This window comes from Xanthomonas sp. NCPPB 901 (genome assembly GCF_056725085.1).
In genome coordinates, this window is the sequence record NZ_CM161511.1 from 2,216,674 (window position 1) to 2,233,924 (window position 17,251).

At 68.7% G+C, this 17,251-nt stretch carries 9 protein-coding genes; 2 read left to right on the top strand and 7 right to left on the bottom strand.

Translation table 11 applies throughout. The features are described from left to right. Position 1: 1 nt before the first annotated feature. From metH to AC1PME_RS09185, 3 genes are all read right to left on the bottom strand, one after another. On the bottom strand, positions 2-2,764 hold the full coding sequence (gene metH, locus AC1PME_RS09175; RefSeq protein WP_481097924.1) for a methionine synthase: 2,763 nt from the start codon (positions 2,762-2,764) through the stop codon (positions 2-4). Positions 2,765-2,863: 99 nt separating this feature from the next. After that, complete coding sequence (locus tag AC1PME_RS09180; RefSeq protein WP_254461273.1) at positions 2,864-4,015, bottom strand: homocysteine S-methyltransferase family protein; 1,152 nt, start codon at positions 4,013-4,015, stop codon at positions 2,864-2,866. Then, positions 4,012-5,013 (bottom strand): ArsR/SmtB family transcription factor, encoded by a 1,002-nt coding sequence (locus AC1PME_RS09185; protein ID WP_481097925.1) that lies wholly within the window; start codon positions 5,011-5,013, stop codon positions 4,012-4,014. The genes AC1PME_RS09180 and AC1PME_RS09185 overlap by 4 nt, the downstream gene beginning before the upstream one ends. Positions 5,014-5,139: 126 nt before the next feature. On the opposite strand from AC1PME_RS09185, the gene AC1PME_RS09190 reads away from it, so the two are divergent. Continuing rightward, positions 5,140-6,288, top strand: coding sequence for an acyl-CoA dehydrogenase family protein (locus tag AC1PME_RS09190; protein WP_254461275.1), 1,149 nt, complete (start codon positions 5,140-5,142; stop codon positions 6,286-6,288). 337 nt (positions 6,289-6,625) lie between these two features. Here the strand turns inward: AC1PME_RS09190 and AC1PME_RS09195 are convergent, their stop codons facing one another. From AC1PME_RS09195 to AC1PME_RS09210, 4 genes are read right to left on the bottom strand one after another with little or no spacing between them, the layout of a single operon-like run. Further along, the gene (locus AC1PME_RS09195) at positions 6,626-9,799 is read right to left on the bottom strand and encodes a multidrug efflux RND transporter permease subunit (RefSeq protein WP_254461276.1); all 3,174 of its coding nucleotides are present in this window, start codon (positions 9,797-9,799) and stop codon (positions 6,626-6,628) included. Positions 9,800-9,811: 12 nt separating this feature from the next. Then, on the bottom strand, positions 9,812-11,089 hold the full coding sequence (locus tag AC1PME_RS09200; RefSeq protein WP_254461277.1) for an efflux RND transporter periplasmic adaptor subunit: 1,278 nt from the start codon (positions 11,087-11,089) through the stop codon (positions 9,812-9,814). Further along, positions 11,086-11,736: a TetR/AcrR family transcriptional regulator gene (locus tag AC1PME_RS09205; protein WP_307550067.1), complete on the bottom strand. Its 651-nt coding sequence runs from the start codon at positions 11,734-11,736 to the stop codon at positions 11,086-11,088. Before AC1PME_RS09205 ends, AC1PME_RS09200 begins: the two co-directional genes overlap by 4 nt. A 10-nt stretch (positions 11,737-11,746) precedes the next feature. Beyond that, positions 11,747-12,142 (bottom strand): hypothetical protein, encoded by a 396-nt coding sequence (locus AC1PME_RS09210; RefSeq protein ID WP_481097926.1) that lies wholly within the window; start codon positions 12,140-12,142, stop codon positions 11,747-11,749. A gap of 76 nt (positions 12,143-12,218) precedes the next feature. Between AC1PME_RS09210 and AC1PME_RS09215 the strand changes: the two genes are divergently transcribed. Beyond that, positions 12,219-17,111 carry an NAD-glutamate dehydrogenase gene (locus tag AC1PME_RS09215; protein ID WP_481098094.1) on the top strand — a complete coding sequence of 1,631 codons (4,893 nt, stop codon included), beginning with the start codon at positions 12,219-12,221 and terminating at the stop codon, positions 17,109-17,111. The last annotated feature ends 140 nt before the right edge of the window (positions 17,112-17,251 follow it).

The following is a 17,251-nucleotide window of genomic DNA, read 5'->3' on the forward strand; positions in this document are numbered from 1 at the left end:
CTCACTCCGGATCGTAGTCCAGGTTCGAGGCCAGCCAGCGCTCGGCCTGTTGCAGCGACACGCCCTTGCGCCGCGCGTAGTCGGCGAGCTGGTCCTTGCCCAGCCGGCCGACCACGAAGTACTGGCTCTGCGGGTGGCTGAAGTAGTAGCCGGACACCGCTGCGGTCGGCAGCATCGCGAAGCTCTCGGTCAGCGACATGCCGGCGTTGCGTCCGGCGTCGAGCAGGGCGAACAGGGTCTGCTTCTCGCTGTGGTCGGGGCAGGCCGGATAGCCAGGGGCCGGGCGGATGCCACGGTAGCGCTCGGCGATCAGCGCCTCGTTGTCCAGCGCCTCGTCGCCAACGTAGCCCCAGAACTCGGTGCGCACGCGCTGGTGCAGGCGCTCGGCCAGCGCCTCGGCCAGGCGGTCGGCCAGGGCCTTGAGCAGGATCGCGTTGTAGTCGTCGTGCGCCGCCTCGAAGCGCGCCACGTGCGGCTCGATGCCGATGCCGGCGGTGACCGCGAACGCGCCGATCCAGTCCTGCTTGCCGCTGTCGCGCGGGGCGATGAAGTCGGCCAGGCAGAAGTCCGGGCGCTCTGCGGGTTTGTCGACCTGTTGTCGCAGGAAATGCAGGGAATGGGGAATGGAGAATCGGGAATGGTCGAGCGGCGCAGTCCCGCCTGACGATTCCCCATTCCCGTCTCCCGATTCCCGGTCCGTCAGGACCACAACGTCATCGCCCACCGACTGCGCCGGCCACAGCCCGAACACGGCCTTGGCGGTCAGCCATTTCTCCTCGACGATCCGCTGCAGCATCGCCCGCGCGTCCTGGTACAGCTCGCTGGCCTGCTGGCCGACGATCTCGTCGGTGAGGATCGCCGGGAACTTGCCGGCCAGTTCCCAGGCCTGGAAGAACGGGGTCCAGTCGATCAGTGGGACCAGGTCGTCCAGCGGGTAGTCGTCGAACACGTGCAGGCCGGGCTGCTTGGGCGCCGGCGGGGTGTAGGCGTCCCAGCCGCCGTCGAAGCGCTGCCCGCGGGCGTGCGCCAGCGACACCAGGCGCTTGGCGTCGCCGCGGTTCTTGTGGCGCTGGCGGATCTCGGCGTAGTCGGCGTCGTTGGCGGCGACGAAGGCCGCGCGCAGTTCGCGCGAGATCAGCGACTGCGCTACGCCGACCGCGCGCGAGGCGTCCTTGACCCAGACCGTCGGCGCCGCGTAATGCGGGTCGATCTTCAGCGCGGTGTGCGCGCGCGAGGTGGTGGCGCCGCCGATCAGCAGCGGCATCGAGAAGCCCTGCCGCTGCATCTCGCGGGCGACGTGGGTCATTTCTTCCAGCGACGGGGTGATCAGCCCGGACAGGCCGATGATGTCGGCGTTCTCGGCGCGGGCGCGGTCGAGGATGGTCTGGGTCGGCACCATCACCCCCAGGTCGATCACGTCGAAGTTGTTGCAGGCCAGGACCACGCCGACGATGTTCTTGCCGATGTCGTGCACGTCGCCCTTGACCGTGGCCATGATGATCTTGCCGTTGGACTTGCCGGTGTCGCCGCTGCGCAGCTTCTCCGCCTCGATGTAGGGCAGCAGGTAGGCCACCGCCTTCTTCATCACCCGCGCCGACTTCACCACCTGCGGCAGGAACATCTTGCCGGCGCCGAACAGGTCGCCGACCACGTTCATGCCGTCCATCAACGGGCCTTCGATCACGTCCAGCGGCCGCGTGGCCTGCTGCCGCGCCTCCTCGGTGTCGGTCTCGACGAACTCGTCGATGCCATGCACCAACGCATGGCTCAACCGCTCGCGCACCGTCTTCTCGCGCCATGCCAGCTTTTCCCGATTCCCGATTCCCGATTCCCGATTACCCGCTTTTTTGTAGCGCTCGGCGATCTCCAGCAGGCGTTCGGTGGCGTCGCGGCGGCGGTTGAGGATCACGTCCTCCACGCGCTCGCGCAGTTCCGCATCCAGCTCGTCGTAGATCGGCATGCCGCCGGCGTTGACGATGCCCATGTCCATGCCTGCGGCGATGGCGTGGTACAGGAACACCGAATGGATCGCCTGGCGCACGGTCTCGTTGCCGCGGAACGAGAACGACACGTTGGACACACCGCCGGAGACGTGGCAGTGCGGCAGGCTGCGCTTGATCTCGCGGGTGGCCTCGATGAAGTCGACCGCGTAGTTGTCGTGCTCCTCGATGCCGGTGGCCACCGCGAAGATGTTCGGGTCGAAGATGATGTCTTCCGGCGGGAACCCGACCTGCTCGGTGAGGATGCGGTAGGCGCGGGTGCAGATCTCCACCTTGCGCGCGCAGGTATCGGCCTGGCCGACCTCGTCGAAGGCCATCACCACCGCCGCGGCGCCGTAGCGCAGTACCTTGCGCGCCTGTTCGACGAACGGCGCCTCGCCTTCCTTGAGCGAGATCGAGTTGACCACGCTCTTGCCCTGCAGGCACTTCAGGCCGGCCTCGATCACGCTCCACTTGGAGGAGTCGACCATGATCGGAATGCGCGCGATGTCCGGCTCGGACATGATCAGGTTGAGAAAGCGCACCATCGCCTTCTCCGAGTCGATCAGGCCCTCGTCCATGTTGACGTCAAGGATCTGCGCGCCGTTGGCGACCTGTTGGCGCGCCACCTCCACCGCTTCCTCGTAGCGCTCTTCCTTGATCAGCTTGCGGAACTGCGCGCTGCCGGTGACGTTGGTGCGCTCGCCGACGTTGACGAACAGCAGGTCCGGGGTCAGCAGCAACGGCTCCAGGCCGGACAGGCGGGTGTAGCGGGCGGAGGACATGATCAGCGTTCCGAAAACGGGGACGTGCAGGCAGGCACGCAGACGGCGATGCGCACGGTGGTACAGGCGGCGGGGGCGGGCGTACGCGGTACGGCCATCTCAGGCGGCCTGCGCCGACGCCGCCAGCGGCACGCGCGGCGGCAGTCCGCGCACCGCCTCGGCGATGGCGCGGATATGCGCCGGGGTGGTGCCGCAGCAGCCGCCGACCAGGTTCAGCAGCCCGGATGCGGCGAACTCGCGCAGCGTCGCGGCCATTTCCTCGGGGGTTTCGTCGTACTCGCCGAAGGCGTTGGGCAGGCCGGCATTGGGGTGCGCGCTGACGTAGCCGTCGGCGATCCGTGCCAGGGTCTCCACGTGCGGCCGCAGGTCCTTGGCGCCGAGCGCGCAGTTCAGCCCGACCGACAGCGGCCGCCCGTGCGCGACCGAGGCGTAGAACGCCTCGGCGGTCTGCCCGGACAGGGTGCGGCCGGAGGCGTCGGTGATGGTGCCGGAGATCATCACCGGCAGGCGCCCGCCGCGCGCGTCGAACACCTCCTCGATCGCGTACAGCGCGGCCTTGGCGTTGAGCGTGTCGAAGATGGTCTCCACCATCAGCGTGTCGGCGCCGCCGTCGATCAGGCCGTCGATGGCCTCGCGGTAGGTGGCGCGCAGTTCGTCGAAGCTGGTGTTGCGGAAGCCGGGGTCGTTGACGTCCGGGCTGATCGAGGCGGTGCGGCTGGTCGGGCCGAGCACGCCGATCACGAACCGAGGCTGGTCCGGCGTCAGTGCCTCGACCGCGTCGCAGCAGGCGCGCGCGACCTGCGCGCCGGCCTTGTTGAGCTCGTAGACCAGGTGTTCCAGGTGGTAGTCGGCCTGGCTGATCGCCGTGGCGTTGAAGGTGTTGGTCTCGAGCAGGTCGGCACCGGCGTCGAGGTAGGCGCGATGGATCTCGGCGATCACCTCCGGCCGGGTCAGCAGCAACAGGTCGTTGTTGCCCTTCAGGTCGTGGCCCTGCGGCGCGTGGTCGCAGCCGGGGCCGTGCACGTGGCCGGCCTCCTGCGCGCTGTCGTAACCGTTGGCGAAACGCGCGCCGCGGTAGTCGTCCTCCTGCAGCCCATGGCGCTGGATCATCGTGCCCATCGCCCCGTCGATGATCAGGATGCGCTCGGACAGGGCCTGCAGCAGCGATTCGGCGCGCTGAGGGTGGAGCCATTGGGAGGCCGGGAGTGGGGAATGGGGAATGGGGAATGGGGGAGGAGCGATGGTGCTCATGCGACATCTCCTGCGGCCGCCTTGGCCTTGGCGGTTGCTTTTTCGATTCCCGACTCCCCATTCCCGATTCCCGGCTTCCCCGCAATCAACGAAATCACCTCGAAATGCGGCGGGCGCTTCTCGCGGGTCACGGTCTCCAGGCTGGACACCTCCAGCCCGGCCTTGCCCACGAACTTGCGCAGTTCCTTGGCCGAGAACCCCAGGTTGACGTGGCCGTAGGCCTGCACCGCGGCCTTGTGCTCGTGGCGCGCCAGGCTGCACAGCAGCAGGCGCCCGCCCGGGCGCAGCACCCGTGCCGATTCGCACACCGCCTGCGCCGGCTTGGTGGCGTAGGTCAGGGCGTGCATCATCACCACCAGGTCGAAGCTGGCGTCGGCGAAGGGCAGGGCGTGCATGTCGCCCTCGCGCACTTCCACGTTGCCGAGCCGGCGCAGGCGTTCGCTGGCCGCGGCCACCACCCGCGCGCTGGTGTCGATGCAGACGTAGCGGCGCGCGTGCGGCGCCACCAGTTCGGCCAGCACGCCGTCGCCGGAGGCGATGTCGAGCACGTCGCCGGTCTCCAGCAGCGGCAGGGCGGTGCGCGCCAGCGCTTCCCAGGTGCGGCCCGGGGAATAGTGGCGTTCCATGTCGCCGGCCACCGAGTCGGCCCAGTTCTGGTCGGCGGCGCGGTTGGCCAGCACCGCGGCCACGCGCTCGGCGTCCTGGCGCAGCAGCGGATCGTCGCTGCCGGTGCTCAGCGCCAGCCACAATGCGCGCTGGGCCGGGTCCAGCAGGGCCTCGTCGAAGCGATAATAGGCGGACACGCCGGCACGGCGGTCGCGCACCAGCCCGGCCTCCTTGAGCTTGGCCAGGTGGGTCGAGACGCGCGGCTGCGCCAGGCGGGTGATCGCCGACAGCTCGGCCACGGTCAGTTCTTCCTGCTCCAGCAGCGCCAGCAGGCGCACGCGGGTGGCGTCGGCGAAGACCTTCAGCCGGGACGACCAGTCCTCCAGATCCATAAATATCTTCCTATCGCGATATAGAGATATTTTGGTCCGCGCGGCGGTCCCGGTCAAGTTGCACACGCCGGCGTATGGTTGGCGCGGCTACAATGGCCGCACCAACAAGCCCGGGAGGGGTTCGACGTGGATTTCAGCTTTACCGAAGAGCAATTGATGATCCAGGACGTGGCGCGGCGCATCGCCCAGGAGCGGATCGCTCCCAGCGCCGAGCAGCACGACCGTACCGGCGAGTTCCCGCTGGAGAACATCCGCCTGCTGGGCGAGAACGGGCTGATGGGCATCGAGGTGCCCGAGGAGTACGGCGGCGCCGGCATGGACCCGATCGCCTACGTGCTGGCGATGGTCGAGATCGCCGCCGGCGATGCGGCGCATTCGACCATCATGTCGGTCAACAACTCGCTGTTTTGCGTCGGCATCCTCAAGAACGGCAACGAGGCGCAGAAGCAACAGTACGTGCGCGCCATCGCCGAGGGCCGCGAGATCGGCGCCTTCGCCCTGACCGAGCCGCAGTCCGGTTCCGACGCCACCGCGATGCGGTGCCGCGCGGTGCGTCAGGACGACGGCAGCTTCGTCATCAACGGCAAGAAGAGCTGGATCACCTCCGGCCCGGTCGCCAAGTACATCGTGCTGTTCGCGATGAGCGAGCCGGACAAGGGCGCGCGCGGCATCACCGCCTTCGTGATCGACACCGACAAGCCGGGCTTCCACCGCGGCAAGACCGAGCCCAAGCTGGGCATCCGCGCCTCGGCCACCTGCGAGATCGAGTTCCAGGACTACGTGGCCAGCGCCGACGAGGTGCTGGGCACCCCGGGCGAGGGCTTCAAGATCGCGATGAGCGTGCTCGACGCCGGCCGCATCGGCATCGCCTCGCAGGCGATCGGCCTGGCCCGCGCCGCCTACGAGGCCACCCTGGCCTACGTGAAGGAGCGCAAGGCGTTCGGCGCGCCGATCGGCGCGTTCCAGATGACCCAGGCCAAGATCGCCGACATGAAGTGCAAGCTGGATGCGGCGCTGCTGCTGACCTTGCGCGCGGCCTGGCTGAAGGGGCAGGGCCAGCGCTTCACCACCGAGGCCTCGGTCGCCAAGCTGACCGCCTCCGAGGCGGCGATGTGGATCACCCACCAGGCGGTGCAGATCCACGGCGGCATGGGCTACTCCAAGGAGATGCCGCTGGAGCGTTATTTCCGCGATGCCAAGATCACCGAGATCTACGAGGGCACCTCGGAGATCCAGCGCCTGGTGATCGCCCGTAACGAGACGGGATTGCGGTGAGGCCGGGAGTCGGGATCGGGGATTAGCCGGTTCCTGAATCGGCTGAGGAATCACGAAGAAGCGGCCGCAAGGCCGCTTTTTCTTTTTGTGGAAAAAGGGGTGAGCGGCATTCGGGCTGCAATGCGTCGGGACTGAAGTCCCTCCCACAAGGAGCGCTCGGCCTTCAAAGAGCGCTCCGTCTTGCGCCGGGTTTTGGACCGCGCTTCCCGACTAGATTCCCGGACAACAAAAAGCGGCCTTGCGGCCGCTTCTTGTTTTGCCTCTACAGGGCGGAAGGATCAGGACCGGGAGGGATCCGTTCACGCATCCCCACTCCCGAATCCCCACTCCCGGCCCCTCACCGATCCGGCTGATGCCGCGCCAGGCCGGCTTCCTGCATCTGCGTGAACTCCTTCGACGGTTCGTCCAGCTTGTCGCCGAGCATGCGCCGCACCATCACGAAGAACAGCGGGATGAACAGCACGCCCAGCACGGTGGCGAACAGCATGCCGCCGATTACGCCGGTACCGATGGCGTGGCGGGCGTTGGCGCCGGCGCCGGTGGAGATCGCCATCGGCAGCACGCCGAGGATGAACGCGAACGAGGTCATCAGGATCGGGCGGAAGCGCAGGTGCGCCGCCTCGGCCGCGGCCTCGCGCAGGGTCTTGCCCATCGCCCGCTGTTCCACCGCGAACTCGACGATCAGAATCGCGTTCTTGGCGGCCAGGCCGATCACCGTGATCAGGCCGATCTTGAAGTAGATGTCGTTGGGCAGGCCGCGCAGCAGCGAGAACGCCACCGCGCCGAGCACGCCGATCGGTACCACCAGCAGCACCGACACCGGGATCGACCAGCTCTCGTACAGCGCCGCCAGGCACAGGAACACCACCACGATCGACAGCACCAGCAGCAGCGTGGCGGTGTTGCCGGCGATGATCTCCTGGTACGACATGCCGCTCCAGTCGAAGCCGAAGCCCGGCGGCAGGTCGTTGTTGACGATGTTCTCCATCGCGCTCATCGCCTGGCCGGAGCTGCCGCCCGGGGCCGGGTTGCCGACGATGTTGACCGCCGAGTAGCCGTTGTAGCGGCTCAGCGACGGCGAGCTGTAGATCCAGTCCGAACTCACCACCGTGCTCAGCGGGATCATCTGCGGCAGCCCGCTGCTGTCGGTGGCGGTGCTGCTGGGCACGTAGAAGTTGCGCAGCGACTCCGGACCTGTGCGGAACGGTGCGTCGGCCTGCATGTTGACGCGCTTGATGCGGCCTTCGTAGAAGAAGTCGTTGACGTACACCGGCGCCAGCATCAGCTGGATCGACTGGTAGATGTCGTTGACCGACAGGCCCATCGACTGCGCCTGCACGCGGTCCACCTTCAGCTGCAGCTGCGGCGAGTTCTCCAGGCCGTTCGGGCGCACCCCGGCGAGGGCGTCCTGGCGCTGGGCGGCCTTGCCGAGCACGATGTTGCGCGCCTGCAGCAGGGCTTCCTCGCCCTGGCCGGTGCGGTCCTGCAGCCACATGTCGAAGCCGCCGAACTGGCCCAGGCCCTGCACGGTCGGCAGGTTGACCACGAAGATCTGCGCGTCCTTGATCCCGTAGAACATCCCGTTTAACTGCTGGATCAGGTCGCCGGCGGCGATGTCGCGCTCTTCCCAGGGCTTGAGCCGGATGAAGCCCATGCCCACGTTCTCGCCGCGGCCCAGGAAGCTGAAGCCGGCCACCTGCAGCATGCCTTCAACCGCCTTCTGCTGCTGCAGCACGCCGCGCATCTGCGCGAACACCTCGTTGGTGCGGGTCTTGGTCGCACCCGGCGGCAGCTGCACGATCGCCAGCGCGAAGCCCTGGTCCTCTTCCGGCAGGAAGCTGCCCGGCATGCGCGTGAACAGGAACCCGCACAGCACCAACAGCAGGGCGAACACCGCCATCCAGCGCGGCGCGCGGCGGATGGTATTGCCGACCGCGCCGACGTAACGGTGCGCCAGCTTGTCGTAGTACTTGTTGAAGGTGCGGTAGACCCAGTTCGGGTTGTCGTTGTGGGTCGGCTTGAGGAACGCCGCGCACAGCGCCGGGGTGAAGCTCAGCGCCAGGAACGCCGAGAACCCCATCGACATGGCGATGGTGATCGCGAACTGCTTGTAGATCGCGCCGGCGGCGCCGGGCTGCATCGCCGAGGGGATGAACACCGCCGCCAGCACCACGGTGATGGCCACCACCGCGCCGGTGATCTGGGTCATCGCCTTGTGCGTGGCCGCCTTCGGCGCCAGGTGCTCCTCGGACATGATGCGTTCGACGTTCTCGATCACCACGATCGCGTCGTCGACCACGATGCCGATCGCCAGCACCATCGCGAACAGGGTCAGCTGGTTGATGGTGAAGCCGATGGCCCACATGCCCAGGAAGGTGCCCAGCAGCGCCACCGGGATCACCAGGGTGGGGATGATGGTGGCGCGGAAGTTCTGCAGGAACACCAGCATCACCAGGAACACCAGCACGATCGCCTCGGCCAGGGTCTTGACCACTTCCTCGATCGAGATCTTGACGAAGGTGGTGCTCTCGTACGGGGTGAACCAGGTGACGCCCTGCGGGAAGCTCGGCTGCAGCTCGTCCATCTTGGCCTTGACCGCCTCGGACACGCTCAGCGCATTGGCGCCGGGCAGCAGCTGGATCGCGAAGGCGCCGGTCGGCTTGCCGTTGTACTGGGTGTCGAAACCGAAGTTGGTCGGGCCGAACGCGACCCGGGCCACGTCCTTTAGCCGCACCACGGTGCCGTTGCTGTCGGCGCGCAGGATGATGTTCTCGAACTGCTCGGGCGAGGTGAAGCGGCCCTCGGCGCTGACCGTGGCGGTGAACGACTGGCCCTGCGGCGCCGGGTCCGAGCCGAGCGAGCCGGCGGCGAACTGCACGTTCTGCGCGCCGATCGCGCTGTACACCTGGCTGGCGGACATGTGGTAACCCTGCAGCTTCTGCGGGTTGAGCCAGATGTCCATGGCGTACTCGGCGCCGAACTGCTGGGTGCTGCCGACGCCGGGCACGCGCGAGATCTGCTCCAGCACGCGCGAGCCGACGATGTCGTTGAGCGCGTCGCGGTCGATCGACGGGTTGTCCGAGCGCAGCGCGATCACGCTGAGGAAGCCGGCGTTGGCCTTGGCCACCACCACGCCCTGCGCGGTCACTTCCGACGGCAGGCGCGGGGTCGCCAGCGACACCTTGTTCTGCACCTGCACCTGGGCGATGTCCGGATCGGTACCGGTTTCGAAGGTCAGGGTGATGGTGGCGCTGCCGCTGGAGGACGACGACGAGCTGAAGTACAGCAGGTGGTCGATGCCGGTGAGCTGCTGCTCGATCACCTGGGTGACCGAGCGTTCGGTGGTGCTGGCGCTGGCGCCGGGATAGGTGGCGGTGACGGTGACCTGGGGCGGGGCGATCGAGGGGTAGGACTCGACGCCGAGATTGAGGATGGCGATCACGCCGCTGAGCGAGATCAGGATCGCCACCACCCAGGCAAAGACCGGGTGTTCGATGAAGAACTTAGGCATGGGGGGAGTCCGTTACTGCTTCGGCTGGTCGGAATGCGAGGCGGCGTCCGGCGCGTCGCCGTGCGCTGCGCCCTGCGCCGGGGCGGCGCCCTTGGCCGGCGCCGCGGCGCCTTGGGCGCCCTGGCCGGGAGCCGCGCCGGGGCCCTGGCCCTGCGCGGCGGCATTGGGATCCCACGGCTTGGCCACTGCCGGTGCGCCTTCCTTGACCTTGGGCAGGCCGCTGACCACGATCTGGTCGCCGCTCTGCAGGCCGCCGCTGACGATCCACTTGTCGCCCTGCTGGCCGACCGTGGTCAGGTCCTTGCGCAGCACCTTGCCGTCCTTGCCGACGACCATGGCGTAGGCGCCCTTGGCGTCACGCAGCACCGCGGCCTGCGGGATCAGGTAGACCCCCTTGCGCTCGCCCAGGTTGGCCGCGAAGCTGACGAAGGCGCCGGGCAGCAGCACCCGGTCCGGGTTCGGCAGCAGCGCGCGCAGCGTCACCGAGCCGGTGCTCGGGTCGACCGTGGCGCCGGAGAAGTCCAGGGTGCCGGCATGCGCGTAGGTGCTGCCGTCGCCGAGCTTGATCTGCACGGTGGACTTGTCCTCGGGGTTGAGGGCGACGTTGCCTTCGGTCTGCGCCTGGCGCAACTGCGCCAGTTCGTCGGCGCTCATCGAGAAGTTCACGTAGAGCGGGTCCATCTGGTCGATCGTGGTCAGCAGCGTGGCGTCGCCCTGGCCGACCAAGGCGCCCTCGGTGACCTGCTGCTTGCCGGCGCGGCCGGCGATCGGCGCGGTGACGGTGGCGTAGCCGAGGTTGATGCGCGCGGTTTCGACCGCCGCGCGGGCCTGCTGCACGGCGGCGGCGGAACTGCGCTCGGTGGCTTCGGCGCTGTCCAGGTCGGACTTGGACACGTAGGCCTGCGGCGCCAGGCTGCGCGCACGGGCGGCGGCGGCCTTGGCGTTGACGTAGGTGGCTTCGGCCGCGGCCAGCTGGCCCTGCGCCGAGGCCAGCGTCGCCCGCAGCGGCGCCGGGTCGATCTGGAACAGCGGCTGGCCTTCCTTGACGTCGGTGCCTTCGGTGTACAGGCGCTTTTCCAGCACGCCGGCCACGCGGGCTCGGACGTCGGCGCTGCGGAACGCGGACAGGCGGCCGACCAGTTCGCGCTGCAGCGGCACGGTCTGCGGCTGTGCCTGCAGCACGCCCACTTCCGGCGGCGGCATGGCCTGCTGCTGATCCTGTTTCTTGCAGGACGCCAACACCACCACGACGGCGCAGGCCAGGGCGAGAGAACGCAACGGGGAGGTCATCGGGTGGTACTCCGGTCTGGTTTTGTAGAAGAAAGAGAAGGCGCGGCGAACGCGCGCAGGAAGCCGTCCACGGCGAACTCGGCCCAGGCGCGCTGCGCGGCACGGTCGCCGCGATGCGCGCTGTGGAAGCGCTGACGCTCGAAATCCATGCCCACGATCATGCTCAACAGCAGCTCGGCCATGAAGTGCGGATCGTCATGCCGCAGCTGGCCGCGGGCGGTGGCGCCGCGCAGGCAGTCGCTGAGGCAGTGCAGCAGGCGTTCCACGCTGTCGCGGAACATGGCCCGCGACAACTCGGGAAAATGCCGGGACTCGGCGGCGATCAGCTGGGTGCTCTGCACCACGCGTGGCTCGGACAACTGCTCCAGGTACTCGCAGGCGAACCGCAGCAGGCTCGCGCGCAGGTCGTCCTGCGCCGGCTCCAGGTGCGCGGTGGCCAGGTCCAGGTGGTCCTGCAGCGCCCGCTGCAGCAGGTCCTGCTTGCTGCGGTAGCGGCTGTACAGGGTCTGCTTGGAGCAGCCGGCGCGTGCCGCCACCGCCTCCATGCTCAGGCCCATGCCTTCTTCGGCCAGCAGGTCGCGCACGGCGGCGTACACGCGCTGGTCGCGCGCCTGGCGCTGCGCGACAGAGGCGAGGGGGGTGCTCATTGATTGTGGACTATACCGTCCAGTTTAGAATTAGAACAGCCTTGACACCGGGGCGTTCTTGTTGACAACGGCCGGTGCCGGGAAAGCATGGTGACCGCGGCGTGAAGGCGATGTTGTAGACACTTTGCGCGATCTGGCGCGTCGTCTCCGGCATGTCGTCGGTTTGCGATGCAGCAAGGTAGTTGAACGGCGCACCGGTACAATTCGCGCTTTCCCATCGAGCATCGTTGCTGCTCTCCGTCATGAAACTCAAACACGCCGCTTCCCGTTCCAAATCCACGGCCGCCGCCCGCAGCTCCGCGACCCCTTCCGCCCCCAAGTCGGCCACGTCGTCGGCCAAGACGCCTGCCAAGCGCAAGGCGGCGGCCAAGCCCGCCGCTCCGCGCAAGGCGGCGGTGGTGGCCAAGCCGGCCGCGGCCGTCCCGGCCACCGCCAAGGTGATCGATGCGGCGCCGGCCGCCAGCGGTTTCAGCCTGGCGCCGGTGTTCGCGGCGCTGCGCAAGCGCTATCCGGGCGGTCGCCAGGACGAGGCGCAGGCGTTCGCCGAGGAGTTCTACAAGCGCATGGAGGAGGACGAGTTCCCCCACCACAGCGCGCAGGAGTGGGCGGCGCTGGCCGCGTCGATGCTGGAATTCGCGCGCAAGCGCAAGCCGGGCACGGTCAACGTGCGGGTGTTCAACCCGAGCCTGAAGGACGACGGCTGGGAGTCGTCGCACACGGTGCTGCAGATCGTCAACGACGACATGCCGTTCCTGGTCGACTCGGTGAGCATGGCGCTGGCGGAGCTGGGCATCGGCGTGCACGTGCTCGGCCATCCGGTGCTGCGCATGCAGCGCGACAAGGGCGGCGTGCTGGAGAACGTGGGCGAGGGCAAACCGGAATCGCTGATGGCGCTGGAGATCGACCGCCAGCCGCCGGAGGACATGGCGCAGGTGGAAGCGGCGATCCGGCGCATCCTCGGCGAGGTGCGCAACATCGTGCGCGACTGGGGCAGCATGCGCGAGAAGATGCTGGCGCTGGCCGACGACCTGACCACGCGGCGCCTGCCGGTGGACGACAAGGGCCGGCGCGAGGCGCAGGAATTCCTGCGCTGGGCCGCGGCCGACCATTTCACCTTCTTCGGCTACCGCGAGTACCGGGTGGAGAAGCAGGGCGGCGAAGACGTGCTGGCGCCGCTGGAGGACAGCGGCCTGGGCCTGCTGCGCGGGCAGGACAAGTCGCCGGCGCGGCCGGTGCGCACGCTGGCCGCGCACGGCCTCAGCGAGTCGGGCAACAAGGAAGCGCTGATCCTGACCAAGACCAATGCGCGCTCGCGGGTGCACCGCAGCGGCTACATGGACTACATCGGCGTGCTGGAGTTCGACGCCAAGGGCCGCATCGTCGCCGAGCAGCGCTTCCTCGGCCTGTTCACCTCCAGCGCCTACAACCGCCGCCCGTGGGAGATCCCGCTGGTGCGCGAGCGCTTCGACTCGGTCATGCGCAAGTCCGAGCTGACCCCGAGCAGCCACAGCGGCAAGGCGCTGCGCCACATCCTGGAGACGCTGCCGCGCGAGGAGCTGTTCCAGTCCAACGAGGAGGAGCTGTACCGCACCGCGATGGGCATCCTCGGCCTGCAGGAGCGGGTGCGCAGCCGCCTGTTCCTGCGCCGCGACAAGTACGGCCGTTTCATTTCCGCGCTGGTGTACATCCCGCGCGAGCGCTTCAACACCGACGTGCGCCTGCGCATCGAGGCGTTGCTGAAGGACGCGCTGCACGGCGAGTACATCGATTCCAGCGTGGTGCTGGGCGAGTCGCCGCTGGCGCAGCTGCACCTGATCGTGCGGCCGAAGCCGGGCGAAGCCTTGGAGTTCGATACCAGCGAGCTGGAGTCGCGCCTGGCGCACCTGCTGCGCAACTGGCACGACGACCTGCGCGAGGCGCTGGTGGCCAGCCGCGGCGAGCGCGACGGCCTGCGCCTGGCCGCCAGCTACGGCCGCGCGCTGCCGGCCGGCTACATCGAGGAGTCCAGCGCGCAGATCGCCGCGCGCGACGTCGAGCGCCTGGCCGCGTTGCGCGGCCCGGAAGACCTGCACCTGAGCCTGCAGGCGCTGCGCCGCGACGGCGCCGACAGCCTGCGCCTGAAGCTGTACCGCCAGCACGACGACCTGCCGCTGTCGGACGTGCTGCCGATGATGGAGAACCTGGGCCTGCGGGTGATCTCCGAGCGTCCGTACCGGCTGGTGGTGGACGGCACGCCGCTGTCGATCCAGGACTTCGAGGTCGAGCCGCTGGCCGGCAGCATCGACGTGGCCGCCGCCGACGCGCCGCTGTGCGAGGCATTCGTGCGGATCTGGCGCGGCGACGCCGAGAACGACGGCTTCAACCGCCTGATCGTCGGCGCCAGCCTGAGCTGGCGCCAGGTCGCGGTGCTGCGCGGCTACTGCAAATACCTGCTGCAGACCGGCGTGCCGTTCTCGCAGGCCTACGTCGAAGAGACCTGCAACCGCTATCCGCTGCTGGCGCGGCTGCTGGTGGAACTGTTCGAGGCGCGCTTCGATCCGGCCACCGGCAGCGAGAGCAAGGCGCAGATCGCCGAGGGCCAGGCCGCGCTGGCGGCGCAGCTGCGCCTGCTGGCCAACGGCGACGACGCCGCGTTGAAGGTGCTGCAGCCGGTGATCGACGCGCGCAGCGGCAGCCGCGAGGCGCAGCTGGAGGCGGTCTCGGCCGCGCTGCTGAAGCTGTTCGACCAGGTCGCCAGCCTCGACGAGGACCGGATCCTGCGCAGCTTCAAGGGCGTGATCGAGGCGACCCTGCGCACCAGCCACTACCAGCGCACCGCCGATGGCGGGCTGGGCCACTGCATCAGCTTCAAGCTGGATTCGGCCAAGGTGCCGGACCTGCCCAAGCCGCGCCCGTACCGCGAGATCTTCGTGTACGGCCCGCGCGTGGAAGGCGTGCACCTGCGCTTCGGCGCGGTGGCGCGCGGCGGCCTGCGCTGGTCCGACCGGCGCGAGGACTTCCGCACCGAGGTGCTGGGCCTGGTCAAGGCGCAGATGGTCAAGAACACGGTGATCGTGCCGGTCGGCGCCAAGGGCGGCTTCTTCTGCAAGCGCCCGCCGGTCGGCGGCGACCGCGACGCGGTGCTGGCCGAGGGCATCGCCTGCTACAAGCTGTTCATCCAGGGCCTGCTGGACATCACCGACAACATCGTCGGCGGCAAGATCGTGCCGCCGCCGCAGGTGGTGCGCCATGACCAGGACGACCCGTACCTGGTGGTCGCCGCCGACAAGGGCACCGCCACGTTCTCCGACATCGCCAACGGCCTGGCGCTGGCCCATGGCTTCTGGCTCGGCGACGCATTCGCCTCCGGCGGCTCGGTCGGCTACGACCACAAGGGCATGGGCATCACCGCGCGCGGCGCCTGGGAGTCGGTCAAGCGCCACTTCCGCGCGCTGGGCCGCGACTGCCAGAACGAGGACTTCAGCTGCGTGGGCATCGGCGACATGTCCGGCGACGTGTTCGGCAACGGCATGCTGCTGTCGCGCCACATCCGCCTGCTGGCCGCGTTCGACCACCGTCATATCTTCCTCGACCCGAACCCGGACGCGGCGGCGTCCTTCGCCGAGCGCGAGCGCCTGTTCAAGCTGCCGCGCTCCAGCTGGGCCGACTACGACGCCAAGCTGATCAGCGCCGGCGGCGGCATCTACCCGCGCACGCTCAAGTCGATCGAGATCAGCGCGCCGGTGCGCGAGGCGCTGGGCCTGGAGCCGGGCGTCAAGCAGCTTTCGCCGAACGACCTGATGCACGCCATCCTCAAGGCGCCGGTGGACCTGTTCTGGAACGGCGGCATCGGCACCTACGTCAAGGCCGCCAGCGAGACCCACGGTGACGTCGGCGACCGCGCCAACAACGGCCTGCGCGTCAACGGCGGCGAACTGCGCTGCAAGGTGGTCGGCGAGGGCGGCAACCTCGGCCTGACCCAGCTCGGCCGCATCGAGGCCGCGCAGGCCGGCGTGCTGCTCAACACCGACTTCATCGACAACTCGGCCGGCGTGGACACCTCCGACCACGAGGTCAACATCAAGATCCTGCTCAACGACGTGGTGCAGGCCAAGAAGCTGACCCTGGACGCGCGCAACAAGCTGCTGGCGTCGATGACCGACGAGGTCGCCGAGCTGGTGCTGTGGGACAACATCCGCCAGAACCAGGCGCTGAGCCTGATGGAGCGGATGAGCGTCAAGCGCCTGGGCTCCAAGCAGCACTTCATCCGCACCCTGGAAGCGCAGGGCCTGCTCGACCGGCAGATCGAATACCTGCCCTCGGACGCGGAGATCTCCGCGCGCAAGGCACGCGGCCAGGGCCTGACCCGGCCGGAGCTGGCGGTGCTGCTGTCCTACTCCAAGCTGGTGGCGTTCCAGCAGTTGCTGGAGTCGGACATCCCCGAGGACCCGTACCTGTCCAAGGAACTGCAGCGCTACTTCCCCAAGCCGCTGCAGAAGAAGTACGCCGATGCGATGGAGCGGCACCGCCTCAAGCGCGAGATCATCGCCACCGCGGTGACCAACACCACCATCAACCGCATGGGCGCCACCTTCCTGATGCGCATGCAGGAAGACACCGGCCGCAGCATCGCCGAGGTCGCCAAGGCCTACACCATCAGCCGCGAGACGCTGGATGCGCGCGCGCTGTGGACGCAGATCGACGCGCTGGACGGCAAGGTGCCCGAGTCGGTGCAGATCGACGCGCTGGAGGTGATCTGGACGCTGCAGCGCGCCTTCGTGCGCTGGCTGCTGTTCCGTCCGGGCCCGATGCCGGGCATCACCGCGGCGGTGGAGCGCTACTACGAGCCGTTCAACGACATCCGCGTCGCCTCCGGCGTGCTGCCCGATTCGCAGCGGCCGCGCTACGAGGCGCTGGTGCAGGAGTGGCAGGACAAGGGCCTGCCGCCGGCGCTGGCGCAGCAATTGTCGGAACTGCGCTTCCTGGAGCCGGCGTTCGACATCATCGAGATGGCGCGCACCCGCAAGCTCAAGCCGGTGGAGGTGTCGAAGGTGCACTTCCGCCTCGGCGAGGCGCTGCAGCTGCCGTGGCTGTTCGAGCAGATCGACGCGCTGGAGGTGAACGGCCGCTGGCATGCGGTGGCCCGCGGCGTGCTGCGCGACGAACTGGCCAAGCACCACAGCGCGCTGGCCGGCCAGGCGCTGAGCCTGCCGGGCGGCACCGCCGAGGCCAAGGTGCAGCACTGGCTGCAGCGCGACGACAGCAGCCTGCGCTTCACGTTGAACATGCTGCAGGAACTGGCCGCGCAGAAGACGCTGGACTACCCGACCGTGTCGGTGGCGGTGCAGCGGCTGGGCCAGCTGGCGGCGCACGGGGTGACGGCGCACGGGGTGTAGCCCCGTGGTCAGACCCGTGCGGGCCTGACCCAACCGTTTGCGGCGCAAACGGTTGGCACCGCACGGCGGCCTTGCCTATCCCCCGCGGCTTCGCCGCGCCCCCCTTAACAGAAGGGGGGCTTTCCTCCAGGGAGGAATGT

Bases quoted from the DNA above. Each gene is read 5' to 3' on its own strand.
- metH (WP_481097924.1), bottom strand. From the start codon at position 2,764: ATGTCCTCCGCCCGCTACACCCGCCTGTCCGGCCTGGAGCCGTTGCTG.
- AC1PME_RS09180 (WP_254461273.1), bottom strand. From the start codon at position 4,015: ATGAGCACCATCGCTCCTCCCCCATTCCCCATTCCCCATTCCCCACTC.
- AC1PME_RS09185 (WP_481097925.1), bottom strand. From the start codon at position 5,013: ATGGATCTGGAGGACTGGTCGTCCCGGCTGAAGGTCTTCGCCGACGCC.
- AC1PME_RS09195 (WP_254461276.1), bottom strand. From the start codon at position 9,799: ATGCCTAAGTTCTTCATCGAACACCCGGTCTTTGCCTGGGTGGTGGCG.
- AC1PME_RS09200 (WP_254461277.1), bottom strand. From the start codon at position 11,089: ATGACCTCCCCGTTGCGTTCTCTCGCCCTGGCCTGCGCCGTCGTGGTG.
- AC1PME_RS09205 (WP_307550067.1), bottom strand. From the start codon at position 11,736: ATGAGCACCCCCCTCGCCTCTGTCGCGCAGCGCCAGGCGCGCGACCAG.